At 68.9% G+C, this 25,109-nt stretch carries 25 protein-coding genes; 14 read left to right on the top strand and 11 right to left on the bottom strand.

The annotated features are described in order from the left end of the window. Positions 1 to 9: 9 nt before the first annotated feature. The 5 genes from ACQGNW_RS11475 to ACQGNW_RS11495 are packed head-to-tail and all read right to left on the bottom strand — an operon-like array spanning position 10 to position 4,881. On the bottom strand, positions 10 to 1,338 hold the full coding sequence (locus tag ACQGNW_RS11475) for an L-fuconate dehydratase (protein WP_426663296.1): 1,329 nt from the start codon (positions 1,336 to 1,338) through the stop codon (positions 10 to 12). Then, complete coding sequence (locus ACQGNW_RS11480; protein WP_426663297.1) at positions 1,335 to 2,195, bottom strand: fumarylacetoacetate hydrolase family protein; 861 nt, start codon at positions 2,193 to 2,195, stop codon at positions 1,335 to 1,337. The genes ACQGNW_RS11475 and ACQGNW_RS11480 overlap by 4 nt, the downstream gene beginning before the upstream one ends. A gap of 16 nt (positions 2,196 to 2,211) precedes the next feature. Further along, positions 2,212 to 2,958, bottom strand: a complete 747-nt coding sequence (locus tag ACQGNW_RS11485; RefSeq protein ID WP_426663298.1) for an SDR family oxidoreductase — start codon at positions 2,956 to 2,958, stop codon at positions 2,212 to 2,214. Further along, on the bottom strand, positions 2,955 to 3,830 hold the full coding sequence (locus ACQGNW_RS11490) for an amidohydrolase family protein (RefSeq protein WP_426663299.1): 876 nt from the start codon (positions 3,828 to 3,830) through the stop codon (positions 2,955 to 2,957). The genes ACQGNW_RS11485 and ACQGNW_RS11490 overlap by 4 nt, the downstream gene beginning before the upstream one ends. 10 nt (positions 3,831 to 3,840) lie before the next feature. Further along, the gene (locus ACQGNW_RS11495; protein WP_426663300.1) at positions 3,841 to 4,881 is read right to left on the bottom strand and encodes an aldo/keto reductase; all 1,041 of its coding nucleotides are present in this window, start codon (positions 4,879 to 4,881) and stop codon (positions 3,841 to 3,843) included. A gap of 270 nt (positions 4,882 to 5,151) precedes the next feature. On the opposite strand from ACQGNW_RS11495, the gene ACQGNW_RS11500 reads away from it, so the two are divergent. Then, a complete protein-coding gene (locus ACQGNW_RS11500; RefSeq protein ID WP_426663301.1) occupies positions 5,152 to 7,398 on the top strand; it encodes a glycoside hydrolase family 20 protein in 2,247 nt (748 codons plus the stop codon). A gap of 96 nt (positions 7,399 to 7,494) precedes the next feature. Beyond that, on the top strand, positions 7,495 to 7,983 hold the full coding sequence (locus tag ACQGNW_RS11505) for a GNAT family N-acetyltransferase (RefSeq protein WP_426663303.1): 489 nt from the start codon (positions 7,495 to 7,497) through the stop codon (positions 7,981 to 7,983). A gap of 4 nt (positions 7,984 to 7,987) precedes the next feature. On the opposite strand, the gene ACQGNW_RS11510 is transcribed toward ACQGNW_RS11505, so the two are convergent. Genes ACQGNW_RS11510 through uvrA form a run of 3 tightly spaced genes read right to left on the bottom strand, consistent with a single transcriptional unit; the run spans position 7,988 to position 12,050 of the window. Further along, on the bottom strand, positions 7,988 to 8,617 hold the full coding sequence (locus ACQGNW_RS11510) for a helix-turn-helix transcriptional regulator (protein ID WP_426663304.1): 630 nt from the start codon (positions 8,615 to 8,617) through the stop codon (positions 7,988 to 7,990). Between the two features lie 8 nt (positions 8,618 to 8,625). Beyond that, on the bottom strand, positions 8,626 to 9,123 hold the full coding sequence (locus ACQGNW_RS11515) for an acyl-CoA thioesterase (protein WP_426663305.1): 498 nt from the start codon (positions 9,121 to 9,123) through the stop codon (positions 8,626 to 8,628). Then, positions 9,120 to 12,050 carry an excinuclease ABC subunit UvrA gene (uvrA, locus tag ACQGNW_RS11520; RefSeq protein ID WP_426663306.1) on the bottom strand — a complete coding sequence of 977 codons (2,931 nt, stop codon included), beginning with the start codon at positions 12,048 to 12,050 and terminating at the stop codon, positions 9,120 to 9,122. The genes ACQGNW_RS11515 and uvrA overlap by 4 nt, the downstream gene beginning before the upstream one ends. Before the next feature lie 202 nt (positions 12,051 to 12,252). On the opposite strand from uvrA, the gene rplU reads away from it, so the two are divergent. The 3 genes from rplU to cgtA all read left to right on the top strand — a co-directional run bounded on the left by rplU (position 12,253) and on the right by cgtA (position 14,058). Then, on the top strand, positions 12,253 to 12,567 hold the full coding sequence (rplU, locus tag ACQGNW_RS11525; RefSeq protein WP_426663307.1) for a 50S ribosomal protein L21: 315 nt from the start codon (positions 12,253 to 12,255) through the stop codon (positions 12,565 to 12,567). A gap of 20 nt (positions 12,568 to 12,587) precedes the next feature. After that, the gene (gene rpmA, locus ACQGNW_RS11530) at positions 12,588 to 12,845 is read left to right on the top strand and encodes a 50S ribosomal protein L27 (RefSeq protein WP_426663308.1); all 258 of its coding nucleotides are present in this window, start codon (positions 12,588 to 12,590) and stop codon (positions 12,843 to 12,845) included. A 142-nt stretch (positions 12,846 to 12,987) separates the two neighbouring features. After that, positions 12,988 to 14,058 carry an Obg family GTPase CgtA gene (gene cgtA, locus ACQGNW_RS11535; protein ID WP_426663309.1) on the top strand — a complete coding sequence of 357 codons (1,071 nt, stop codon included), beginning with the start codon at positions 12,988 to 12,990 and terminating at the stop codon, positions 14,056 to 14,058. 237 nt (positions 14,059 to 14,295) lie between these two features. Here the strand turns inward: cgtA and ACQGNW_RS11540 are convergent, their stop codons facing one another. After that, complete coding sequence (locus ACQGNW_RS11540; protein ID WP_426663311.1) at positions 14,296 to 15,093, bottom strand: cytochrome C assembly family protein; 798 nt, start codon at positions 15,091 to 15,093, stop codon at positions 14,296 to 14,298. Positions 15,094 to 15,212: 119 nt separating this feature from the next. Between ACQGNW_RS11540 and ACQGNW_RS11545 the strand changes: the two genes are divergently transcribed. The 8 genes from ACQGNW_RS11545 to rplS all read left to right on the top strand — a co-directional run bounded on the left by ACQGNW_RS11545 (position 15,213) and on the right by rplS (position 21,061). Then, positions 15,213 to 15,497: an autorepressor SdpR family transcription factor gene (locus ACQGNW_RS11545; protein ID WP_426663312.1), complete on the top strand. Its 285-nt coding sequence runs from the start codon at positions 15,213 to 15,215 to the stop codon at positions 15,495 to 15,497. Next, positions 15,497 to 16,162, top strand: a complete 666-nt coding sequence (locus tag ACQGNW_RS11550) for an SdpI family protein (protein ID WP_426663313.1) — start codon at positions 15,497 to 15,499, stop codon at positions 16,160 to 16,162. Before ACQGNW_RS11545 ends, ACQGNW_RS11550 begins: the two co-directional genes overlap by 1 nt. Continuing rightward, positions 16,051 to 17,496, top strand: coding sequence for a serine aminopeptidase domain-containing protein (locus tag ACQGNW_RS11555; RefSeq protein ID WP_426663314.1), 1,446 nt, complete (start codon positions 16,051 to 16,053; stop codon positions 17,494 to 17,496). Before ACQGNW_RS11550 ends, ACQGNW_RS11555 begins: the two co-directional genes overlap by 112 nt. A gap of 53 nt (positions 17,497 to 17,549) precedes the next feature. Next, positions 17,550 to 18,929, top strand: coding sequence for a signal recognition particle protein (ffh, locus tag ACQGNW_RS11560; protein WP_426663315.1), 1,380 nt, complete (start codon positions 17,550 to 17,552; stop codon positions 18,927 to 18,929). A gap of 108 nt (positions 18,930 to 19,037) precedes the next feature. After that, on the top strand, positions 19,038 to 19,292 hold the full coding sequence (rpsP, locus tag ACQGNW_RS11565) for a 30S ribosomal protein S16 (protein WP_426663316.1): 255 nt from the start codon (positions 19,038 to 19,040) through the stop codon (positions 19,290 to 19,292). 10 nt (positions 19,293 to 19,302) lie between these two features. Then, a complete protein-coding gene (gene rimM, locus ACQGNW_RS11570) occupies positions 19,303 to 19,824 on the top strand; it encodes a ribosome maturation factor RimM (protein ID WP_426663317.1) in 522 nt (173 codons plus the stop codon). 19 nt (positions 19,825 to 19,843) lie between these two features. Continuing rightward, a complete protein-coding gene (trmD, locus tag ACQGNW_RS11575; RefSeq protein WP_426663318.1) occupies positions 19,844 to 20,596 on the top strand; it encodes a tRNA (guanosine(37)-N1)-methyltransferase TrmD in 753 nt (250 codons plus the stop codon). 72 nt (positions 20,597 to 20,668) lie between these two features. After that, on the top strand, positions 20,669 to 21,061 hold the full coding sequence (gene rplS / locus ACQGNW_RS11580) for a 50S ribosomal protein L19 (protein WP_426663319.1): 393 nt from the start codon (positions 20,669 to 20,671) through the stop codon (positions 21,059 to 21,061). 109 nt (positions 21,062 to 21,170) lie between these two features. Here rplS and ACQGNW_RS11585 read toward each other — a convergent pair whose 3' ends face one another. Together ACQGNW_RS11585 and epmB are read right to left on the bottom strand one after the other, a co-directional pair. Further along, positions 21,171 to 23,213 carry an EAL domain-containing response regulator gene (locus ACQGNW_RS11585; RefSeq protein WP_426663320.1) on the bottom strand — a complete coding sequence of 681 codons (2,043 nt, stop codon included), beginning with the start codon at positions 23,211 to 23,213 and terminating at the stop codon, positions 21,171 to 21,173. Between the two features lie 132 nt (positions 23,214 to 23,345). Continuing rightward, on the bottom strand, positions 23,346 to 24,368 hold the full coding sequence (gene epmB / locus ACQGNW_RS11590; protein ID WP_426663321.1) for an EF-P beta-lysylation protein EpmB: 1,023 nt from the start codon (positions 24,366 to 24,368) through the stop codon (positions 23,346 to 23,348). Between the two features lie 109 nt (positions 24,369 to 24,477). Between epmB and efp the strand changes: the two genes are divergently transcribed. Continuing rightward, positions 24,478 to 25,047, top strand: coding sequence for an elongation factor P (gene efp / locus ACQGNW_RS11595; RefSeq protein WP_426663322.1), 570 nt, complete (start codon positions 24,478 to 24,480; stop codon positions 25,045 to 25,047). Positions 25,048 to 25,109 lie beyond the last annotated feature (62 nt).

Genomic DNA, 25,109 nt, shown 5'->3' on the forward strand with positions numbered 1-25,109 from the left:
CTCCAGTCTTCAGGATTGCCACACCACCCCATGCGGGAAGGCGTAATCGCGCAGCGAGGCTTCCTTCATCTGCGCGGAGAAACCCGGCGCCAGCGGCGCGATGTAGCGGCCATCGCGTATCACCACGGGGTCGACGAAGTGCTCGTGCAGGTGGTCGACGAACTCGATGGCGCGGTCTTCCTTCTTGCCGGTGATCGCCACGAAATCGGCCATCGCCAGGTGCTGCACCAGCTCGCAAAGGCCCACACCGCCGGCGTGCGGGAACACGCGCACGCCGAACTTGGCAGCCAGCAGCAGGATCGCCAGGTTCTCGTTGACGCCGCCCACGCGAGCCGCGTCGATCTGCACCAGGTCCACCGCGCCGGCCTGGAACAGCTGCTTGAACATCACCCGGTTGTGGGTGTGCTCGCCGGTGGACACCGGCATCGGCGCCACCGCGCGGCGGATCGCCGCGTGGCCGAGGACGTCGTCGGGGCTGGTCGGTTCCTCGATCCAGGCGATGTCGAAGGCGATCAGCTGCTTCAGCCAGGCGATGGCGTCAGGCACGTCCCAGCGCTGGTTGGCGTCGATCGCGATGGCGATGCCGGGGCCGACCGTTTCGCGCGCGAGGCGGCAGCGGCGCACATCGTCCGCCGCATCCAGGCCCACCTTGAGCTTGATCGTGCGGAAGCCGTCAGCGACCGCTCCGCGGGCCAGCCGCTGCATCTTCTCGTCGCTGTAGCCCAGCCAGCCCGGCGAGGTGGTGTAGGCGGGATAGCCCTCGGCCAGCAGCTGCTCGATGCGCTGCTGGCGGTGCGGAACCGCCTTGCGCAGCATCGCCAGCGCCTCGTCTGGCGTGAGCGCGTCGCTGAGGTAGCGGAAGTCGATGGCGGCGACGATTTCCTCCGGGGACAGCTCGGCGATGTAGCGCCAGAGCGGCTTGCCGGCGAGGCGCGCGGCGAGGTCCCAGGCCGCGTTGATCACCGCACCGATCGCCATGTGCATCACCCCTTTCTCGGGGCCGAGCCAGCGCAGCTGCGAATCGCCGACGAGGCGGCGGGCGAAGCCGCCGAGGTCGTTGACGATGGCGTCGACGGAGAGGCCTGCGACGTGTTCGGCCAGCGCCGCCAGGGCGGCCGTCTGCACGTCGTTGCCGCGGCCGATGGTGAACACGAAGCCGTAGCCGCGCAGATCCGGATGGTCGGTGCGCAGCGTGACGCAGGCGGCCGAGTAGTCCGGGTCGGGGTTCATCGCATCCGAGCCGTCCAGCTCCCGCGAGGTCGGGAAGCGCACGTCGAGCGTGTCCAGTGCCACGATACGCGCAGTGCTGGCGTCGGGAGCGGAGGCCGCGTGGTTCATGCCGGCACCGTGTCGTTGTAGGCGACGGTGCGCTGGCGCTGCCGGCCCAGGCCGTCGATGCCCAGTTCCATCACGTCGCCGGGGCGCAGGTACCGCGGCGGCTTCTGGCCCAGGCCCACGCCCGCCGGCGTGCCGGTGCTGATGATGTCGCCGGGCTGCAGGGTCATGTAGCGGCTGATGTAGCTCACCAGTTCGGTCACGCCGAAGATCATGTTGCGCGTGTTGCCGTTCTGATAGCGATGGCCGTTGACCTCCAGCCACATCGCGAGGTTCTGCGGATCGGCCACTTCGTCGGCGGTGAGCAGCCACGGGCCGATCGGGCCGAAGGTGTCGCAGCTCTTGCCCTTCACCCACTGGCCGCCGTGTTCCAGCTGGAAGGCGCGTTCGGAGAGGTCGTTCACCAGCAGGTAGCCGGCAACGTGGTCCAGCGCATCCGCCACGCGCACGTGGCGCGCGGTGTCGCCGATCACCACGCCGAGTTCCACTTCCCAGTCGGTCTTGACCGAGTCCTTCGGGATGATCACGTCGTCGTTCGCGCCCATGATGGCGTTGGTGGCCTTCATGAACAGGATGGGCTGCTCGGGCGCATTCGCGCCGGTCTCGGCGGCGTGGTCGGTGTAGTTCAGGCCCACGCAGATCATCTTGCCCGTGCGCGCCACCGGCGCGCCGTAGCGGGGCGTGCCGGCGACTTCCGGCAGGATGGCCGGGTCGATCGCCGCGAGCCGCGCGCGGCCGGCACGGACCAGCGCGCCGGCGTCGATGTCGCCGACGTGGGCGGAGAGGTCGCGCAGGGTGCCCTGCGCGTCGATCAGGCCGGGGCGCTCCTGGCCGTGTGCGCCGTAACGAACGAGCTTCATGAAGGCATACCTGTGCTCAGTTGGACCAGCCGCCATCCACGACGTGGACGGTGCCGGTGGTGAAGGAGGATTCGTCGGAGGCGAGATACAGCGCGAGCGCGGCGATCTCCTCCGGCGTGCCGAGGCGACCCATCGGCTGGCGGTCGGTGAAGCTGCGCCACACCGCCTGTTCGTCGCCGCCGAGCGCGCGCACGCGCTCGCCGAGCGACGGCGTCTTCACCGTGCCGGGGCAGATCGCGTTGCAGCGCACGCCGCGCGCCACATAGTCGGCGGCGATGGAGCGGGTCAGGCCGATCACCGCCGCCTTGGTCGCGCCGTAGGCGAAGCGGTTCGGCACGCCCTTGATGCTGGACGCCACCGAGGACATGTTGATGATGCTGCCGCCGCCGCGCTCCAGCATGCCGGGCAGCACCGCGCGGCACAGGTGGTACATGCTGTCCACGTTGATGCGGAACGAGCGCTGCCAGGCATCGTCCTCGGTGTCGAGGATGGTGCCCGCGTGCACGTAGCCGGCGCAGTTGAACAGCACGTCGATCGCGCCCTGGCCTTCGACCAGCGCGCGGATGTCCTCGGCGCGGGTGACGTCCAGCCGCTGCGTGGCGATGGCCGGCTGCTCCTGCGCGAGGCTGGCCAGCGCCGCCTCGTCGATGTCGGTGGCCAGCACCTTGGCGCCTTCGCGCGCGAAGGCAAGCGCGGTGGCGCGGCCGATGCCGGCCCCGGCCGCGGTGACGAGGGCGCGCTTGCCGTGGAGTCGGCCGTTCATGGAATGTCTCCTGCGGTAACGGGGAAATCGGGTGCGCGTTGCGGCCGGTAGAACGCCAGCGCGTTGCGGCTGAAGATGCGCTCCAGCGCGTGGGGCGCGCGCCGTTGTGCGAGGGCGCGGGCGAGTTCCAGCCAGTGCGCATAGCTGTCGCGCAGCGTGAGCACCGGCCAGTCGCTGCCCCAGATCAGGCGCCCGGGGCCAAAGCACGCGAACAGGTGATCGACGTAAGGATCGAGTGCTTCGAGCGGCATGCCCGGCGAAAGTTCGGTGAGCAGGCCGGAGAACTTGCAGCAGAGCTTGGGCAGTTCGGCCAGCGCGTGGATCCGCGGCGCCCAGTCATCGAAGCCGTCGTGCACGATGTCCGGCTTGCCCGCGTGGTCGAGCACCACGCGCAGCTCGCGTTCGCGCCGCAACCGCCGTTGCAGCGCCGGCAGTTGCGGCGGTCGTACCAGCGCCTCGAAGGCGAGGCTCTGTTCCTGCATGCAGTCGAAGGCCGCATCGAGCGCCGGGCGCGTCAGCCAGTCCGGATCGGGGTAGTCCTGTGCCATGGGCCGCAGGCCCAGCAGCAGGCCATCGCCGTCGCGGATCAGCGCACGGATGCGTGCGGCCACATCAGGCGCCTCGAAATCGACCCAGCCCACCACGCCGAGGATGCCGCGGTCGGCCCGGGCCAGCTCGAACAGGTAGCGCGTTTCCGCCTCGGTCGCCGCCGCCTGCACCAGCACGCTGCCGGCCACGCCGGCGGCGGCGCGCTGCGCCTGCAGGTCGGCGGGCAGGAAGTCGCGCTGCAGCGAGGCGGGCGCCTCGTGCAACCACGTGTAATCGCCGCGATCCACGCGCCAGTAGTGCTGGTGGGCGTCGATCAGGTGCATGATGCGGCCTTCATGGCGTACTCGCGCAGGCGTCGAGCAGGCCCGCCTGACGCAGTTCGTCCCACAGCGCGGGATGCAGGGGGGTGTTGATGCGCTGCACGGCGCTGTCGACCTCCGCCGGCGAACGCAGGCCGCACACTACGGTGGCGACGGCGGGATGCGCCAGCGGGAATTGCAGCGCGGCGGCGCCGACCGCGATGCCGCGCCGGCCGCAGATGTCGTAGAAGCGCTGGGCCCGCGCGCGGGTCGCGGTGTCGGCGGGTGCGTAGTTGTAGGTGGCGCCGGGTGCGTCGTCGGCACCCAGCAGGCCGGAGTTGTAGGGGCCGGCCACCATCACGGCGACGTTGCGCCGCAAGGCTTCGGTCATCAGCTGCGTGCTGTCGCGCTGCTCGAACAGGGTGTAGCGGCCGGCCAGCATCACCACGTCCAGCGCGAAGGCCGGCATCACCTCCAGGCACACCTCCTGCTCGTTGACGCCGAGGCCGATCGCGCCGCAGACGCCCTGGCTGCGCAGTTCGGCCATCGCCGGCAGGGCCTCGTCCAGGGTCTGGCGCAGGATGGCCGGGTGGCGCGTGCCGTGGGTCAGCGCGCCGATGTCGTGCAGCAGCAGGATCTCGACGTGGTCGGTGCCGAGTCGTTGCAGGCTGGATTCCACCGAGCGCAGGATGCCGTCGCGGCTGTAGTCGAACACGGCCTGTCGCCCGCTCACCGCGAAGCCGTCGTGCGGTGCGGATTGCCCGTCGTCGGCGTCCTGCAGCAGGCGGCCCACCTTGGTCGACAGGCTGTAGTCGGTGCGCGGCAAACCAGCCAGCGCCGCGCCCAGGCGGGTTTCACCGAGGCCGTAGCCGTAGTAGGGCGCCGTGTCGAAATGGCGGATGCCCAGCCGCCAGGCGTGCTGCACGGCGCCGATGGCATCGCCCTCCGCCACGCCCGCATACAGGTTGCCGATCGGTGCGCCACCGAAGGACAGCCGCGGCAGCCGGCGGGCAACCGCGCGTCCCGGTGTTCCTGCGGAGCCGGACGGTACGGCGTCTGCGCTGGCATGCGTCATGTCTTCACCCTGCGCTGCGTGGTGCCGCCAGCGCTGCCTGACGGCTGGGCGGCAGAATCGGGGCTGCGTCTTCGTGCGCGGCGGCGCGCAGCCGTCTTGCACGGTAGTGTGCACATATGAAACGATGATTTACAAGTGAAGTATATGTGTCGACGCCATGGATTTCAGGCGCCGACAAGCCACCGGGCGCGTTCCGGTTCTCGATCGCCGCCATGCGCCGGACATGCGCCGTGGCCGCCGACTCCGAGCAAACGACGAGGGGATGTATCGATGTCGAAGATCCTTGCGCGGTGCCTGCTGGGCCTGTCCACACTTCTCCCGGCGCTGGCGATGGCGGCCGGCGTCTCGATCATTCCCGAACCGCAGCACCTGCAACTGGGGCGGGGCAGCTACCGGCTGGACGCACATACCCGCGTGGAGGCGCCGAAGGACGCGCGCGGCCGCGAGATCGCCACGTTCCTGCGCGACGCGATCCGCGCGCAGACCGGGATCGCCGTGCGCGAGGGTGCCGGCGCACACGCGATCGAGCTGAAGCTCGACCCCGCGGTGCAGGGCGAGGAGGCCTACCATCTCACGGTGACGCCGCAGCAGGTCACGGTCAGCGCATCCACCGACCAGGGCCTGTTCTGGGGCGTGCAGACGCTGCGGCAGCTGTTGCCGTTGGAGAAATCGACGCGCGCGGAAATTCCCGCCATGCGCATCGAGGACGCGCCGGCCTACGCCTGGCGCGGCGTGATGCTGGACGTCAGCCGGCACTTCTATCCGGTGAGCTTCATCGAGAAGCAGCTCGACCTGCTCAGCTACTACAAGATCAACACCTTCCACTGGCACCTCACCGACGATCAGGGCTGGCGCATCCAGATCAGGCACTATCCGAAGCTCGCCAGCGTGGGCGCATGGCGCACCGAGGCGGACGGCACGCGCTACGGCGGCTTCTACACGCAGGCGCAGATCCGCCAGGTGGTGGACTACGCGCGCCGGCGCAACATCACGGTGATCCCCGAGATCGAGATGCCGGGGCACAGCGTGGCGGCGATCGCGGCCTACCCCGGGCTGTCCTGCGGCAAGAAACAGGTGGCCGTGACCACGGCCTGGGGCGTGCACAAGAACATCGACTGTGTGGGCGACGAAAGTACCTTCACCTTCCTGCAGAACGTACTGGACGAAGTGCTGCCGCTGTTCCCGTCGCCCTACGTGCACATCGGCGGCGACGAGGTGCCGAAGGACCACTGGCACGACTGCGCCTCCTGCCAGGCGCTGATGCACAAGCTGGGACTGAAGGACGAGGAAGGGCTGCAGAGCTACTTCATCAGGCGCATCCAGAAATACCTCGAAAGCAAGGGCAAGACCCTGGTCGGCTGGGACGAGATCCTTGAAGGCGGCGCCGACAAGCATGCAGTCATCGAAGCCTGGCGCGGCGCGGACGAGCAGGCCAAGGCGCTGGCCAACGGCAACCGCGTGGTGGTTGCCGGGCCGTTCTACATCGACCGCGCGCTGGATTCGCTGACGGTGCAGGACGTGTTCCGCACCGACATCGCCAACGACAGCAGCCCGAACGACGCCAAGGCGGACGCCGCCGTGTTCGCGGCGCATCGCGCGCAGTTGCTGGGGGCCGAGGCGCCGCTGTGGAGCGAGCGTGCGAACCCGTACAACGCCGAGTCCAAGCTGTACCCGCGCGTGCTGGCCTTCGCCGAGAACCTGTGGCGGGGCAACGCGCACGACGACGCGGCCTGGGCGGATTTCCACCGGCGCCTGCAGGCGCAGTACCCGCGGCTGGATGCTTGGCACGTGGCCTACGGGCCGGAGGATCGCGCCGTGGTGCAATACGCGATCGCCGCGGAGGCGAAGGGGCGTTGGCTGCTGCACGCGCAGCGCGGCTTCGACGACCTGGTGAACCATTACACGCTGGACGGCGGCGTGCCCACGGCCAGCTCGCCCTCGTTCACCGACGCAGTGACGCTGCATCGTGGAGGCACGTTGCAAGTAGTGCCGTTCCGCAAGGGGCTGCGTTACGACAATCCGGCCAGCTTCACCCTGGTGGACAACCTCGCCACCGGCAAGCCGCTGCGCCTCGCCCAGCCGGTGTCGCCGAAATACGCGCCTGCCCACGCGCTGACGGACGGCGTGCAGGGGGGCGACGACTTCCACAACGGGCAATGGTCGGGCTGGAACGACGCCGATGTGGACGCCGCCATCGACCTGCAGAAGCCCACGAAGATCCATGCGATTGCGGTGGACTTCCTGCAGGACACCGGTTCGCGCATCCTGCCGCCGCAGGCGGTGAGCTTCCAGGTTTCCGGCGACGGCAAGCACTGGACCACGGTCGATGCGGAGCGGCCGAAGGCCGACGTGATGGACTCGCGCCCGCATGTATTCCACGTGGCGTTCCAGGCGACCAAGCCGCTGGACGCACGCTACGTGCGCGTCGTCGCGAACCGCTACACCGTGTTGCCGGCGGGCTTCCCGGATGGCGCCGCGAACACCTGGCTGTTTGCGGACGAGATCCTGGTGAAGTAGCCCGGGTCGGGCACGCAACGAGGTCAGGATCATCCAAGCGCGTGCGGATCGCTTCCGGCAGACTGTTGCGACCACAGGCTGCGGAGACGATCGGGCATGTCGACGGTATCGGGAATCAGCATCGCACCGGCCCGCTTTCCCGTGGACGACGAGGTGGTGCGCGAGCTGTTCGCGGAATACGCGGAAAGCCTTGGCATCGACCTCTCCTTCCAGGGCTTCGCGGCGGAGCTGGCGCAGTTGCCCGGCAAGTACGCGCCGCCGCTGGGCAACATCCTGATCGCCCGTGACGCGGGTGGCAGGGCACTGGGCTGCGTGGCGCTGCGGCCGACCGCGATGTCGGGCACGGCCGAAATGAAGCGCCTGTACCTGCGTCCCGCCGCGCGCGGGCAGGCACTGGGGCGCCGGCTGGCGGAAGCGATCATCGCGCGAGCCCGCGAGGCGGGCCATGCGCGCGTGGTGCTGGACACGCTGGCTACCATGCATGCCGCCAGGCACCTGTATGCGGAACTGGGCTTCCGTCCGGTACCGCCGTATTACGACAATCCGCTGCCCGGTACGCTTTACATGGCGCTGGAGCTGGATTGAGTGGCTAGGCGGCTGCCGCCCAGCCGTCGCGGAAGACGGCCGGGGTCATGCCCCAGGTGCGGACGAATTCGCGGTTGAGGTGGGCCTGGTCGAAGAAGCCCGCGGCCAGCGCGGCCTCTACCACGGGCGCCTGCCGGCGCAGCAGCGCCTTCGCCCGCTGCAGCGCGAACAGCACGTGGAAATTGTGCAGGCTGCTGCCGGTCTCGCGGCGGAAGGCGCGCGACAGGTGGCCCTCGGACACGGCGCAGCTGCGCGCGATGGCGGCGACGTCGGTGCGCAGCGAAGGCCGCTGCGCCAGCAGCGCGGCGGCCCGTGCGGACAGCGAGCCGGCTTCGAGAGATGCCGGGCGCGCGGCGGGCACGAAGCGCGAGACGAAGGCCCAGCCGCGCCGGTCCAGCGGTTCGAAGCGGTGGACCACGCCGGCCGGAACCACCAGTGTGTCGCCGGCGGCGACGTCGCTGCAGCCGTCAGGCAGGTGCAGCCGCGCGCGGCCGGCAAGCACGCGCACGACCTCGTCGCCGGCATGGACGTGCGGGCGGAAGCGCCAGGCGTGGCGTTCGCCCGCGATGGTCTCGACCGGTTCGCGGGCCTCGCGGTCCACCAGGAATACGGTACGGGCGGGGTGGTCGGGCATGCCGGTCCCTAGCCAGCGGCCTCGCGGATCGCCTGCGGCAGCGGCACCGGTTTGCCGCTGGCGGGGTCCATCCACACCATCACCACGTGGCCGTCGCAGTACAGGATGTCGGCGTCGCGGGCGTCCACCAGCCGATGGGCGATGGTCATCGAACTGTTGCCCATGCGTTCGCGGTAGAGCTGCACGTGCAGCTGCGCCGGCCATTCGATGGGGCGACGGTAGTTGAGCTGGACGGCGGCCATCACCGGCATGCTGTGCTCATCGAACCAGGGGCCGGGTACGTGGCTCAGCCACTGCAGCCGCGCTTCCTCCAGGTAGGTGAGGTAGTTGGAGTTGTTGACGTGGTTGAACGCGTCGAGGTCGCGCCAGCGTGCGGCGATCTCCGCCGTGAACAGCGGCTTCGGCGCAGTCAGGGACGCGTCGGTGGCTGCCGGCGCCGCGGCACCGGAGGCGGTCTTCTTGCCGCGGCGCGCGGGCTTGGTCGATTCGCTGTCGGTCTTGCTCATGGGCTCTTTTTCTTTCCGCGCATCGGCTTGTGCTTGTCGGCCGAGGCGATGTGTTTGAGGGTGGTCTTGGCGCGCTTGGCGGCGGCCTTGGCAGGACGTGCCGGCTTCAGGTGCGGCGCGAGGAAGTGACCGGTGTGCGAGCCGGGCGTGGCGGCCACGGTTTCCGGCGTACCGGCGACCAGGATGCGGCCGCCGCCGGCGCCACCCTCGGGGCCGAGGTCGACGATCCAGTCGGCGGTCTTGATCACGTCGAGGTTGTGCTCGATCACCACCACGGTGTTGCCCTGGTCGACGAGCTGGTGCAGCACGTCGAGCAACTGCTCGATGTCGTGGAAGTGCAGGCCGGTGGTGGGCTCGTCGAGGATGTACAGCGTGTTGCCGGTGTCGCGCTTGCTGAGCTCCTTGGAGAGCTTCACGCGTTGCGCCTCGCCGCCGGACAGCGTGGTCGCGCTCTGGCCCAGCTTGATGTAGTCCAGACCCACTGCACGCAGGGTGTCCAGCTTGCGTGCGATGGTCGGCACGTTCTCGAACAGCTTCAGCGCGTCCTCCACCGTCATGTCGAGCACGTCGGCGATGGTGTGGCCCTTGTAGTGGATCTCCAGCGTCTCGCGGTTGTAGCGCTTGCCGTGACAGACGTCGCAGGGCACGTAGACGTCGGGCAGGAAGTGCATCTCCACCTTCAGCATGCCGTCGCCCTCGCAGGCCTCGCAGCGGCCGCCGCGCACGTTGAAGCTGAAGCGGCCGGGCTCGTAGCCGCGCGCGCGCGCCTCGGGCACCTGCGCGAACAGCTCGCGCAGCGGGGTGAACAGGCCGGTGTAGGTGGCCGGGTTCGAGCGCGGCGTGCGGCCGATCGGCGACTGGTCGATGTCCACCACCTTGTCGAACAGGTGCAGGCCCTCCGCCGACTTGAACGGTGCCGGCTGCGCACTGGCGCCGTTGAGCTCGGCGGCGGCGAGGCGGAACAGGGTGTCGTTGATCAGCGTGGACTTGCCCGAGCCGGAGACGCCGGTGACGCAGGTGAACAGGCCGGCGGGGATGTCCAGGTCCACGTTCTTCAGGTTGTTGCCGCTGGCGCCGTGCAGGCGCAGCCAGTACGCATCGTCGTTGGGCTGGCGGCGCTGCTTCGGCACCTCGATCGCGCGCTCGCCGGACAGGAACTGGCCGGTGACCGAGCGCTTGGAGGCGAGGATGTCCTTCACCGTGCCCTGCGCCACCACCTCGCCGCCGTGCACGCCGGCGCCGGGGCCGATGTCGAGCACGTGGTCGGCCATGCGGATGGCGTCCTCGTCGTGCTCGACCACGATCACCGTGTTGCCGAGGTCGCGCAGACGGGTGAGCGTGCCGAGCAGGCGTTCGTTGTCGCGCTGGTGCAGGCCGATCGAGGGCTCGTCCAGCACGTACATCACGCCGACCAGGCCGGCACCGATCTGCGAGGCCAGGCGGATGCGCTGCGCCTCACCGCCGGACAGCGTGTCGGCCTGGCGGTCCAGCGTGAGGTAGTTGAGACCCACGTCGTTCAGGAAGGTGAGCCGCTCGCGGATCTCCTTGACGATCTTCGCCGCGATCTCGCCGCGCCAGCCGGCGAGCGCCAGGTCCGCGAAGAACGCCAGCGCATCGTCGATGGAGCGGTTGGTGAGCGCGGGCAGCGCGTGGTCGGCCACGAACACGTTGCGCGCCGAGCGGTTGAGGCGCTGGCCCCCGCACTCGGGGCAGGGGTGGTCGCTGATGTACTTGGCCAGTTCCTCGCGCACCGCGGCGGATTCGGTTTCCTTGTAGCGCCGCTCCAGGTTCGGCAGGATGCCTTCGAAGGCATGCTCGCGGGTGACGCGGCCGCCGCGCTCGGTGAGGTAGCGGAAGGCGATCTTCTCCTTGCCGCTGCCGTGCAGGATCGCCTGCTGGGTGGCCCTGGGCAGGTTCTGCCAGGGCGTGTCCACGTCGAAGCCGTAGTGCGCGGCCAGCGACTGCAGCATCTGGAAGTAGTGCGGGTTGCGCCGGTCCCAGCCGCGGATCGCGCCGCCGGACAGCGGCAGTTCCGGGTGGCCCACCACGCGTGCGGGGTCGAACACCTGAGTCACGCCGAGGCCGTCGCAGGACGGGCAGGCGCCGATCGGCGAGTTGAACGAGAACAGTCGAGGTTCCAGCTCCGGCAGCGAGTAGTCGCACACCGGGCAGGAATAGCGCGAGGAGTAGAGCTGCTCCTTCGCGGACGCGTCGTCCATGTCGGCCAGGATCACCAGGCCGTCGCCCAGCCGCAGCGCGGTTTCGAAAGACTCGGCGAGGCGCTGCTTGATGTCCTCGCGCGGGCGGAAGCGGTCGATCACCGCCTCGATGGTGTGCTTGATGCGCAGGCCCAGCGGCGGCACCGCGTCGAGGTCGTACACCGTGCCGTCGACGCGGGCGCGCACGAAGCCCTGCGCGCGCAGCTGCTCGAACACCTGCACGTGCTCGCCCTTGCGCTCGCGCACCACCGGCGCCAGCAGCATGTAGCGCTTCTCCGGGTCCAGCGCGAGCGTGGCGTCCACCATCTGGCTGACCGTCTGCGCCTCCAGCGGTATGCCGTGGTCGGGGCAGCGCGGCGTGCCCACGCGGGCGTACAGCAGGCGCAGGTAGTCGTACACCTCGGTGATCGTCCCCACGGTGGAGCGCGGGTTGTGCGAGGTGGACTTCTGTTCGATCGAGATCGCCGGCGACAGGCCCTCGATGTGGTCGACGTCGGGCTTCTCCATCATCGACAGGAACTGCCGCGCGTAGGCCGACAGCGATTCCACGTAGCGCCGCTGGCCTTCCGCGTAGATCGTATCGAACGCCAGCGAGGATTTGCCCGAGCCGGACAGGCCGGTGATCACGATCAGCTTGTCGCGGGGCAGGTCGAGATCGATGTTCTTGAGGTTGTGCGTGCGGGCGCCGCGGATGCGGATGGTGTCCATGCGTGGGGTCGCAACGGGAAAAGCGAACTATATCAAACCGGGCAGGTCAGTTATTGCCCGGTTTGGTACACCGGTCGGGTCGCCCCGTTTCCGGCTGGTCACGATTTGACCAGCGCCACGCCGGCTGGCTACAATCCGCGGTTCGTCCGGCCCGAAAGGCCGTGGCGACACCCAAGAGAATAACGACAGAAGGGCTATTCCCATGAGTTACGCAGTCATCAAGACCGGTGGCAAGCAGTATCGCGTGCAGCAGGGCGACGTCCTGCGCGTGGAGCTGCTGGACGCCGAGGAAGGCGCCGCCGTGAAGTTCGACCAGGTGCTGCTGGTCGGCGAGGGCGAGTCGATCACCGTCGGCGCGCCCACCGTGACCGGCGCCACCGTGTCCGCCACCGTGCGCAAGCACGGCCGCGCCGACAAGGTGCGCATCGTCAAGTTCCGCCGCCGCAAGCACTACAAGAAGCAGCAGGGCCACCGCCAGCACTTCACCGAAGTCGAGATCACGGGCATCAACGCCTGATACAGCCGGAGTAAACAGTCATGGCACACAAAAAAGGCGTAGGTTCGTCCCGCAACGGTCGCGACTCCAACCCGAAGTACCTGGGCGTGAAGGTGTACGGTGGCCAGGCGGTCGAGGCCGGCAACATCATCGTGCGTCAGCGCGGTACCCAGTTCCATGCCGGTGCCGGCGTGGGCCTCGGCCGTGACCACACCCTGTTCGCCCTGGCGGACGGCAAGGTGGAGTTCAAGGTCCGCGGCGAGAACAACCGCCGTTTCGTCAGCGTCGTGAAAGCCTGATCCTTTCCGGAGCTGCCGCAAGGGCCCCGCTTCGGCGGGGCCTTTGCTTTTTTGCGAGGCGGAGGGATTTTCCCGAGCGAGTAAGCTTGTCCCGCCGCAGCGTCCGTTCCTCTCCGATTCCCCGCGTCCGGTTCCCATAGCCATGAAATTCGTCGACGAAGCCATCATCAAGGTCCAGGCCGGCGACGGCGGCAACGGCTGCGCGAGCTTCCGTCGCGAGAAGTTCATTCCGTTCGGCGGTCCGGACGGCGGTGACGGCGGCAGCGGCGGCTCGGTGTGGCTGGTGGCCGACGAGGGCCTCAACACCCTGGTCGATTTCCGCCACCAGCGCAGCTACAAGGCGCAGCGCGGCCAGAACGGCATGGGCAGCGACATGTATGGCAAGGGCGGCGAGGACACCTCGATCCGCGTGCCGGTGGGCACCGTGGTCACCAACGTCGATACCGACGAGGTGATCGGCGACCTCACCGCGCACGGCCAGCGCCTGCTGGTGGCGCAGGGTGGCAAGGGCGGCCTCGGCAACATCCATTTCAAGACCTCGGTGAACCGCGCGCCGCGCCAGTTCACCAACGGCACGCCGGGCGAATCCCGCGAGCTGAAGCTGGAACTGCGCCTGCTCGCCGACGTGGGCCTGCTCGGTTTTCCGAACGCAGGCAAGTCCACCTTCATCCGCGCGGTGTCGGCGGCGACGCCGCGCGTGGCGGATTATCCGTTCACCACGCTGCATCCGAACCTCGGCGTGGTGAGCCTGGGCACCGACCAGAGCTTCGTGATCGCCGACATCCCCGGCCTGATCGAAGGTGCGGCCGACGGCGCGGGGCTGGGTATCCAGTTCCTGCGGCACGTGTCGCGCACCAGCCTGCTGCTGCACCTGGTCGACATCGCGCCGATCGACGATACCGACCCGGTGGAGCAGGTGCGCGCGATCGAGCGCGAGCTGGCGAAGTTCAATCCCGAACTGCTGGAGCGCCCGCGCTGGCTGGTGCTGAACAAGTCCGACGCGCTGCCCGAGGACGAGCGCCAGCGGGTGGCCGAGGACATCGTGCGCCGCCTGGACTGGAAGGCGCCATGGTTCCTGGTGTCCGCGCTGGCGCGCGACAACACCATGGCGGTGTGCCAGCAGGTGCAGCGCTTCTTCGAGGCGCAGCGCGCGATGCGTGCGGAAGAGCGCGCCGATCTCGCGCCCGGCGACGTGCGCCTGCGCGGCGAGTGAGTGGTATCACCGCTCGGTTGCGTGGAGTGCGGGTTTGAATTTGCCGTCGGGGTGGGGCGGCGTGGGGTGCGCTGCCGTGGCGGTTGCCCAAAAGCAAGCGATACGACCGCTCGATCGTGCCGGCTGTTCCTGAAGAGTGCGGCCATGGATGGCCGCGGTTGGCACTCGGGCAAAGCGGGCGCTTGAAGCTTGCCGTATCACCGCGCCGAGCCGCGATTCCGGACGAATCGCACCAATCTACACGCTGCGGTGCAGGATCAGCTCCAGCACCGCCTTGCTGCCGAAGAACGCCAGCAGCAGCACGGCCATGCCGATCAGGCACAGGTTCACCGCGCTGCGCCCGCGCCAGCCGTGTTTCCAGCGGCCCCACAGCAGGGTGCCGAAGATCAGCCAGGCGAGCACGCTGAGCACCGTGGTGTGGATCAGGTGCTGGGCGCGGATGTTCTGGATGAACAGCAGGCCGCTCAGCAGGGTGAGCGTGAGCAGGGCGAAGCCCCCGCCGATCAGCCGGAACAGCAGTGCCTCGGTCTGGGTCAGTGGCGGCAGCGCATTCATCAGGCGGGCCGGCCGGTGCGTGCGCAGCGCGCGTTCCTGTACCGCCAGCAGCACCGCCACCACCGCGGCGATCGACAGCAGGCTGTAGCCGAGCAGGGCGATCGCCACGTGCAGGCTGATCTGCCAGTCCAGCGGACGCGGCGTGGTGGGCGGCGCGAGGAAGGTATCCAGCCCCAGCAGCAATGCCGCCAGCGGGAACACGATCACCCCCAGCCCGGCCACCGGCCGCCACAGGTTCACCAGCAGGGTCAGCGCTGCCACCACGCAGGCCACCAGCGACAGTGCGGCGAAGAAGTGCAGGTCCAGCTGCCCGCCGTGTGCGCCCAGCAGCACCGCGACGTGCAGCAGCACGCCCAGCGTGGCGGCGGCCAGGCCCAGCCGCTGCGGCGCGCGCGGGCAGCCGGTCAGCGGGGCTGCCAGCAGGCTGGCACCGCCGAGGTAGAACACGATGGCGAGGATGGAGGGCAGGGTGAGCGACATGGCCCGGAAGTGTGGCACAGGCTTTCGTGGGCCGTGAATGCGGCATGCCGTACCGCGGCACTTGCAATATTTAGAGAAATATCTAAATATCTAGAAGTATTCCGCAGACGACGCATCCGATGAAGCAACAGGAAGTGTTCAAGGCCATGGCCGATCCCACGCGGCGCGCGATCCTCAAGCGGCTGCAGGGCGGGCCGCTCACCGCCGGCGAAATCGGCGAGGCGTTCGACATCACGCCGGCTTCGCTGTCGCACCACTTCGCCGTGCTCAAGCACGCCGACCTGGTGCGCAACGAGCGGCGCGGCCAGTACATCGTCTATTCGCTCAACAGCACCGTGTTCGAGGATCTCGCGCGGATGCTGATGGACCTGTTCCCGTCGAAGGGAAAAGCCGGAGGCAAGTGATGAAACCCGTACGTACCTTGTTCGTTTCGGCCGTCTTCGTGGCCCTCGCCTTGGGCGTGGCCATCTGGCTATGGCCGCAAATGCCGGCGCAGGTGCCGGTCCATTGGGATGTGCATGGGCAGGCGAACGGCCATGCCTCGCGGCTCTGGGCCATGGCCATGTGGCCGTTGCTGATCGCCGCGCTGGCGGGGTTGACGGCGCTGTTGCCGGCGATTTCGCCGCGCCGGTTCGAGATCAAGCCCTTCGCCGGCATCTATGGCGCGCTGATGCTGGCGATCCAGGGCGTGATGCTGGTGCTCGGCATGGCGGCCATGGCGGCCGGGGCCGGGCATGCGGTGCCCATGACCACCATCGCATTGCTCGCCGTCGGTGTCTTGCTGATGGTGCTGGGCAACTACATGGGCAAGCTGCGCCGCAACTTCTTCATGGGCATCCGGACGCCCTGGACGCTGGCCAGCGAGGCGGTGTGGGAGCGCACGCATCGGCTGGCCGGCTGGCTGTTCGTGCTGGCGGGCGTGGCGATGGTGATCGCCGCGCCGATCCCCGCGGTGCGTTGGCTGTCGCTGGGGGTCGTGGCGGTTGCCTGTCTGGCCCCGGCCGTCTGTTCGTACTTCATCTACCGGCGCCTCGAGGGGCTCCACCCGTCGGAAGGGGATGCGCCATGAGGCTGTGTCCGATCGTGCCCGCCGTCATGGTCGCAGCCGTCCTGGCCGTACCTGCGGCCCGCGCCGCCGATGCGCTGTCGCCGGTTTGCCTGGCCCATGCGGCCGCATCGCTGGATGCCCTGACGCGTGGGGACTATGCCGGCGCGCGCAAGGACTTCAGCAATGCCATGGCGGTTGCGCTGGGCGCCTCCAGGCTTGAACAGGGCTGGAAGGCGTTGCAGGGTGGGTTGGGCGCCTACCGGTCGCACGACACGGTGCGGCAGCAAGTCCTTGCTGGCCACGCCGTTGCCGTGGCGGCAGTGAGCTTCGCCAACATGCAGTTTGGTTTTGTGGCGGCATGCGATGCACGGGGCAAGCTCACCGAGTATCGGTTCGTGCCTGTTGCGGCGCTTGCTCCGACGGCGGTGCTGGCGCATGCCGAGGCCGACGGCGTGCAGGTGTTGCCGCTGGCCGTACCAACCCCGATCGGCCCATTGCATGGCGCACTGACCCTGCCGCAAGGAAACGGGCCGTTTCCCGCCACGGTGCTGCTGGCCGGCTCCGGCGCGAACGACATGGATGAAACCGTTGGCCCGAACAAGCCGCTCCGCGACATTGCCGAAGGCCTGGCGCGGGCCGGCATCGCTTCGCTGCGCTACGACAAGCGCACCTTCGATCACCCCGAAGGCGGCGCCAACCTCGTGGTCGACGCGGAAGTGACCGACGATGCCGTGACGGCAGCCCGTCTGCTGGCGCGACAGAAAGAGGTCGATCCGCAGCGGGTGTTCATGCTCGGCAACAGCCTGGGCGCGATGATGGCGCCGCGCATCGGTCGGCGCGATCCGCAACTGGCCGGGCTGGTGCTGCTGGCGGCACCGGCTCGGCCCTTGCTGGACGTATCGGCCGAACAGGTACGCGAACTGGGGCAGCGCAACCACGACTCGGCGGCGCAGATCGCCGCCGACGAGCGGGCCATCGTTGCCGAGCAAAAACTGTTGGCCAGCGCCGATCCGCGGCATCCACCGGCAGGTTCGTTCGGCGGCCTGTCGCAGGGCTACTGGCTGAGCCTGTACGACTACCATCAGGTGGCGGTGGCGAAGGCGCTGCCGATGCCGATGCTGATCCTGCAGGGAGGTGGCGATTTCCAGGTTTCGCCCACGCTGGATTTCGCGCGCTGGCAACAGGCGCTGGCCGGCCGGCCGCGCGCGGCGTTCCACCTGTACCCCGGCCTCGGTCACTTCTTCATGCCTGCGGGCAAGACGGGGACGGTGGCCGACTACAGGGTGCCGGGCCATGTGGATTCGCAGGTCATTGCCGACATCGCCGCATGGATGAAGGCGCAGCCGGCGCGCTGATCGGGCGGCGGCCTCGGTTATACTCAGGCGTTCCGCATTCCGATGCCGCTTCCATGTTCGAATCGCTCAGCCAACGCCTTTCCGCCACCGTCAACCGCCTGCGCGGCCGCGGCCGGCTGACCGAGGAAAACATCCGCGAGGCGCTGCGCGAGGTGCGCATCGCGCTGCTGGAGGCCGACGTGGCGCTGCCGGTGGTGCAGGCGCTGATCCAGCGCGTGAAGGTGCGCGCGGTGGGCCAGGACGTGCTGAAGAGCCTGTCGCCGGGCCAGGCGCTGGTGAAGGTGGTCAGCGACGAGCTGACCGCGGTGATGGGCACGGCCAACAGCGAGCTGAACCTCGCCGCCACGCCGCCGGCGGTGGTGCTGATGGCGGGCCTGCAGGGCGCGGGCAAGACCACCACGGTGGCCAAGCTGGCGCGCCTGCTGACCGAGCGCAGGAAGAAGAAGGTGATGGTGGTGAGCTGCGACGTCTACCGTCCGGCCGCCATCGAGCAGTTGCGCACGCTGGCCGAACAGGTGGGGGTGAAGTTCTTCCCCTCCGCCGCGGGGCAGGACCCGGTCGACATTGCGAAGGACGCCATCGCCGCGGCCCGCCGCGAGGTGGTCGACGTGCTGCTGGTCGACACTGCCGGCCGCCTGCACGTGGACGAGGCGATGATGGCCGAGATCAAGGCGCTGCATGCCGCGATCACCCCGGTCGAGACGCTGTTCGTGGTCGATTCGATGACCGGCCAGGACGCGGCTACCACCGCCAAGGCCTTCGCCGACGCGCTGCCGCTCACCGGCGTGGTGCTCACCAAGACCGACGGCGACGCCCGCGGCGGCGCGGCGCTGTCCGTGCGTTACGTCACCGGCCGGCCGATCAAGTTCCTCGGCGCGGGCGAGAAGACCGACGCGCTGGAACCATTCCACCCCGATCGCGTGGCGCAGCGCATCCTCGGCATGGGCGACGTGCTGTCGCTGGTCGAGGAGGTCGAGCGCAAGGTCGACCAGGAGAAGGCGCAGAAGCTGGCCCAGAAGGTGATGAAGGGCAAGCGCTTCGACCTCGAGGACATGCGCGACCAGCTGGAGCAGATGAACAACATGGGCGGCCTGGCCGGCCTGATGGACAAGCTGCCCGGCGTCTCCGGCCTGCCCGACAGCGTGAAATCCAAGGTCAACGACGGCGAGATCAAGCGCATGGTGGCGATCATCGGCTCGATGACGCCCAGGGAGCGCCGCCATCCCGACCTGCTGAACGGCTCGCGCCGCGCCCGCGTGGCGAAGGGCTCGGGTACCCAGCCGGCCGACGTCAACCGCCTGCTGAAGCAGTACATGCAGATGGAGAAGATGATGTCGAAGCTCTCCCGCGGCGGCGGCAAGGGCCTGCTGCGGCAGATGAGCGGCGCGCTGAAGGGCATGGGTGGCATGGGCGGGATGCCCCCCATGCGCTGAGCCCCGTTCCCTATTCCCTTTTTCCGATTCCGCCTTTAAAATGCCGCGTTTACCGCGCACGGCTTCGTGCGTGCGGCCGGCAATTCCGGCATCTCTGGAGCTTTCATCATGGTCAAGATTCGTCTTTCGCGCGGTGGCGCCAAGGGCCGTCCGTTCTACCACGTCGTGGTCACCGATCAGCGCAACAAGCGCGACGGCCGCAACATCGAGAACGTGGGCTATTACAACCCGGTCGCTTCGGGCAAGGACAAGCGCCTCGAGCTGAACGTCGAGCGCGTCAAGGAGTGGGTGGGCAAGGGCGCCCAGCTGAGCGACAAGGTCGCCGCCCTGGTCAAGGAAGCCGGCAAGCAGCAGGCGGCCTGAGCCGGCCCTGATGGGTAATGCGACAGCCGGTCGGCGCGTCCTGGTCGGGCGCATCGTCGGGCTGTACGGCGTGCAGGGCTGGGTCAAGCTCGAATCCTGGACCGAGCCGCGCACGAAGATCTTCGACTACCACCCCTGGCTGCTGGCGACAGCGTCGGATGCGGTCACGGAGATCGCGGGAGCGAAAGGGCGCCCGCAGGGCAAGGGCCTGGTGGCCCACCTGCCCGGCGTGGACGACCGCGACACGGCAGCCGCCCTCGTCGGCAGCGACATCTACGTCGCCCGCGGGCAGCTGCCGCCTCCCGGCAAGAACGAGTATTACTGGGTCGACCTTGAAGGTCTCGAGGTCGTCACCACCGAAGGTGCGGCGCTCGGGCGGGTCAGCCACCTGTTCGCCACCGGCGCCAACGACGTGGTGGTGGTGCGGGACGGCACGCGCGAGCGGCTGATCCCCTTCATCCAGGGCAGTTACGTGCGCTCGGTGGATCTGGCCGGCGGGCGCATGGTGGTGGACTGGGATCCCGAATTCTGAAGGCTGGAGTTTGAGGTCCATGCGCATCGATGTCGTCACGCTGTTTCCCGACTTCATGCGCCAGTGCGCCGCCGTCGGTGTGGTGGGACGCGCGCAGCAGCGCGAGCTGCTGCAGGTGGAAACCTGGAACCCGCGCGACTACGCCACCGACAATTACCGTACCGTGGACGGCCGCACCTGCGGCGGCGGGCCCGGGATGGTGATGCTGATCGAGCCCTTGCGGGCGGCCCTCAAGGCCATGCGCGAGGCGGCGCCGGAACCGGCGCACGTGATTTACCTCAGTCCGCAGGGAGCGCGGCTGACGCAGGGCAGGGTGGAGGCGCTGGCCAAGATGCCGCGCATCGCCTTGCTCTGCGGGCGCTACGAGGGCGTGGACGAGCGCCTGCTGGCGCACGAGGTCGACGAGGAGCTTTCCATCGGCGACTATGTGCTGTCCGGCGGCGAGCTGGGCGCCGCAGTGGTGATCGACGCGGTGGGCAGGTTGCAGGAAGGCGCGCTGAACGACGCGCAGTCCGCCGAGCAGGATTCGTTCTCGAACGGCCTGCTGGACTGCCCGCACTACGCGAAACCGGTGCGGGACGCCTACGGCGAGGTGCCGGCGGTGCTGCTCTCCGGCGACCACGCGGCGATCCGTCGCTGGCGCCTGAAGCAGGCGCTGGGCCGAACCTGGCTCAGGCGTCCGGAGCTGTTGGCGCAACGCGTGCTGGATGCGGAATCCCGCGCGTTGCTGGAAGAATTCCGTCGCGAATACCATGCGGCGGGTGGACAATAAACGATTGCGGCGAAGGATTGCCGCTGCTAGAAACCCCGCGGTCAGGGATGCCCGCAAACCACCGAGGTCGCCATGAACAAGATCATCCAGCAGTTCGAAGCCGAGCAGATCACCCGTCCCTTGCCGGAGTTCGGCGCCGGCGACACCGTGGTGGTCAACGTCAAGGTGAAGGAAGGCAATCGCGAGCGCGTGCAGGCCTTCGAGGGCATCGTCATCGCCAAGCGCAACCGCGGCCTGCATTCGGCCTTCACCGTGCGCAAGATCTCGCACGGCACCGGCGTGGAGCGCGTGTTCCAGGCGCACAGCCCGGCGATCGACTCGGTCGAGGTGAAGCGCAAGGGCAAGGTGCGCGGCGCCAAGCTGTACTACCTGCGCGGCCTGGAAGGCAAGGCTGCCCGCATCAAGGAAGATATCGCCGCTGCCGCCGCGATCAAGGCCGCGAACAAGGCCGCCAGCGCCGAGTAAGCCCGCTTTCCCGGGCGCAGGCACGAAAAAACCGCGGATCGCTCCGCGGTTTTTTTGCGCCCGCGCCGGGCCGCGGAATGGCGTGCGCGGGCTTCCCGCGGCGCGGTGCTCACTCCAGCCGCTGCGGCACCTGCAGGAAGTTGCCCTGCACGAAGTCCACGCCGGCGGCGAACAGCAGTGAGGTGCTGGTGGCGTCCTCGACCCATTCGGCGATGGTCTGCTTCCTCAGCGCGCGCGCCTGCTGGCAGAGTTCGGCCACCTTCTTCTGGTTCTCGGGGTGCTGCGGCAGGTCGGCCATGTAGCTGCGGTCGATCTTGAGGTAGTCCGCGTCGATGTGGTTGAGCAGCTGGAACGAGTTGAGCCCGGAGCCGAACTGCTCCAGCGCGAAGCGGCCGCCGAGTTTCTTCCACGCCGTGACGAACTCCTGTGCGGGACGCAGCAGGGTCATCACCTTGCTCTCGGTCATCTCCAGCACCAGCCGGCCGCGCTTGAGCCCGGCCTGGCCAAGGCGCTCGCCGAGCCACTTCAGCAGCGTGTCGTCCTGCAGCGAGGCGGCGGTGAGCTTGACGAAGAACGTGGTCGGCTGGCCCTGGCCATCGCGCTGCTGCAGCGCCTTGATGGTCTCGTCGAGCACCCAGCGGTCGATCGCGCCGGTAAGGCCGTGCTTCTCCGCGATTGGCATGAAGAAGCCCGGCAGTACCTCGCCTTGCGGGCCGTTCATGCGCAGCAGGATCTCCGAATAGTCGCCCTCGGCGTCCTGCAGGCTGATGGTCTGCTGGTGGTAGAGCATCAGGCCCTCGCCCTCCAGCGCCTTGCGCAGCAGGGCCAGCCAGTAGCGCTCGCGCTCCTCGTCGGCCTTCTCGCGCGCGGCCGGGTCGTGCAGTTCCACCTGGTTGCTGCCCAGGTTCTGCGCCGCGCGCAGGGCCTGGCCGGCCTGGTTCAGCAGCAGCTCGGTATTGGCGTTCTTCTCGCCGAGCAGGCTGCCGCCGACGCTGGCGGTGACGGTGATCGAGCGTGCACCGGCGTCGAAGATCTCGCTGGCGATGCTGTGCTGCAGCTTGGCGATCCATTCCCGGATCGCCTCGTCCGGGCGGGAGTCGAGGATCACGCCCAGCGTGTGCTCGGCCAGCATGCCGGCGACGTCGCTGGCGCCCAGCAGCATGCGGACGCGGTCGGAGAAGCCGGCCAGCAGCTCGTCGGCCTTGGCCAGGCCGGTACTGTTCACCAGCGCCGCCCAGTTGTCCGGCTCGATCAGCAGCAGCGACTGCCCCTTCTTGCCTTTGGCGGCGTCGATCACCGCGTGGTCGATGCTCTCCAGCATGTGCGCGCGGTTGTACAGGCCGGTGACCGGATCGCGCTGCAGCTGCTCGAGCATGGCCGGGTCGACCGCCTGGCGGCGGAACACGATCTGCAGGCAGGGTTCGCCCTCGAACGTCGCGGGAGCGAACTCCACGGTGGCGTCGAGCGGGCTGCCGTCGGCGCGGCGGGCGCGCAGGCTGACCTGGTTCGGCAGCTTCTCCTGGCGGGTGTGGCCGCGCAGCAGGTTCTTGAACTCGTCGACGTCGGCAGCATCGATCATGTCGAGGATCGGCATGCCGAGCAGGTCGTCGAAGCTCTCGTGGCCGAACGTTTCCAGGTAGGCCTGGTTGGCGCGTACGTGCACGCCCTCGTGCACGTAGGTGATGGCGTCGCGGGAGGAGTCGAGCAGGGCGTCGCAGCGGCGCTCCAGCTCGCGCTGGGTGGCTTCCAGCCGGCGCAGCTGGCGCCGGGTCTGCAGCGCCTCGAATTCGCGCCGCAGCACGGCGAGCAACTGGCCGGGCATGGCGCGCGCGGCGACGCCGTGGACACCCTGCTCGAACAGCTCGGCCACCTCGTGGTTATCCAGCGAGCCGACCAGGCCGAGCAGGGAGTAGTCGCTGCCGTGGGCGTCGAGCATGCGCACCACCTCCGGCAAGGTGATGGCGCCGTTGGCCGGGTCGAACATCACCAGGTCCGGCTCAAGCTCGGTCAGCGCGGCCTGCACCTGGTCCGCGGCGGTGGCACGCGCCGGCCGCACCGCGATGCCGGTGTTGCGCAGCAGGCTGATGATCTGCTCCGCCTCCTCGACCGAGTGCTCGACGAAGAGGATCCTGATGACGAAGTCTTTTTTCATGGGGTGCCGGTGTCGCGGAAGGCATGGAGAGGCCGCTTGCCCTGCGGGCGAAGCGGTCCGCTGGATCCGGTTGTAGCGGATTGCCGGCGGAACCGCCAGCGAGTGGCCGAACGGGCGTGACCGGCTGCCAGTTTACAGCGGCCGTTTGGACGGCTCTCCGCCGACCTCGCGCACCAGCTTCGGCACCAGGTAGCCGGGCAGGCGGGCGCGGATCGCATCCACCAGCGCCAGCGCGCGGGCGTCGTCCACCTCGAAGTGCGCAGTGCCCTGCACGCGGTCGAGCTGGTGCAGGTAATAGGGCAGCACGCCGGCGGCGAACATCCGCTCGGAGAGCGCGGCCAGCGCCGCGGCGTCGTCGTTGACGCCGCGCAGCAGCACCGACTGGTTCAGCAGCGTGGCGCCGGCGGCGCGCAGGCGCGCGCAGGCGGCATCCACGCCGGCGTCGAACTCGTTCGCGTGGTTCGCGTGCAGCACCACCACCTTCTGCAGCGGCAGGGCGGCCAGCCAGGCGGTGAAGGCGTCGTCGATGCGCTCGGGCAGCACGACCGGCAACCGGCTGTGGATGCGCAGGCGCGTGACATGCGGGATGTCGGCGAGGCCGTACGACAGTTCTTCCAGCTTGGAAGTGGATAGCGCCAGCGGGTCGCCACCGGAGAGGATCAGCTCGCTGATCGACGCGTCCTCGCGCAGGTGCTCCAGCGCCTTGCGCCACTGGCCGGCGGCGGCCATTTCCTCGCCGTAGGGAAAGTGCCGGCGGAAGCAGTAGCGGCAGTTCACCGCGCAGCTGCCGCTGGCGATCAGCAGGGCGCGGCCGTGGTACTTGTGCAGCACGCCCTGCGCCTCGCGCGCGGCGAGGTCGCCCACGGCGTCGGTGACGAAGCCGGGTACCACGTCCAGTTCGGCCAGCTGCGGCAGCACCTGCAGCAGCAGCGGATCGCGCGCATCGCCCTGGCGCATCCGCGCCACGAAGCCGCGCGGCACGCGCAGCGCGAAGCCGGCGTCCGCCGGCGGCAGTTTCGCGGCGAGATGCGGCAGGCCCACCAGCGCGAGCAGCTCGGGTGCGTCTGTGACGGCCTCGCGCCACAGCTGCCGCCAGTCGCCGGCAGGCGCGCCAGGAGTGGGTGTAATGCGTGCGCCGGGGCTTGCGGTTATCATGTGTGGCCTTGTCCGGGCCGTACCGGACCCTCGAGTCGTCCATTCTAGCCGCCCGCGGCGGCGCGGGGGCCGTTCGGGCCCCGACCATTCACATCCTGGAGTTCACCGCATGGCCACCGCCGGTCTCAACGACGTCAAGAAGGGCATGAAGATCCTTCACAACAACGATCCGTGGATCATCACCGAAGCCGAGTTCATCAAGCCCGGCAAGGGCCAGGCATTCACCCGCATCTTCATCCGCAACCTGAAGACCGGCCGCACCACCGAGCAGACGATGAAGTCCAGCGACTCCTTCGAGGTCGCCGACGTCACCGACACCGACATGCAGTACCTGTACTCCGACGGCGAGTTCTGGCACTTCATGCACCAGGAAAACTTCGAGCAGCACCAGGCCGGCAAGGCCGGCGTGGGCGACGCGGCGAAGTGGCTGAAGGGTGAGGAAGAGTGCGTGGTCACGCTGTTCAACGGCGAGATCATCGCGGTGCAGCCGCCGAACTTCGTCGAGCTGAAGATCGTCGAGACCGACCCCGGCGTGCGCGGCGACACCTCCGGTGGCGGCGGCAAGCCGGCCACGCTGGAAACCGGCGCCGTGGTGCGCGTGCCGCTGTTCGTGGGCCAGGACGAGGTGATCAAGGTCGACACCCGCACCGGCGAATACGTCAGCCGCGTCGGCAAGTGACGAACCGGCGCAAGCCGGGATGACGAACGAGCGAGGGGCGGCGCCGCAAGGCGGGCCGCCCC

This window comes from Rhodanobacter aciditrophus (genome assembly GCF_050026795.1).
In the GTDB taxonomy this organism is placed as follows: Bacteria; Pseudomonadota; Gammaproteobacteria; order Xanthomonadales; family Rhodanobacteraceae; genus Rhodanobacter_A.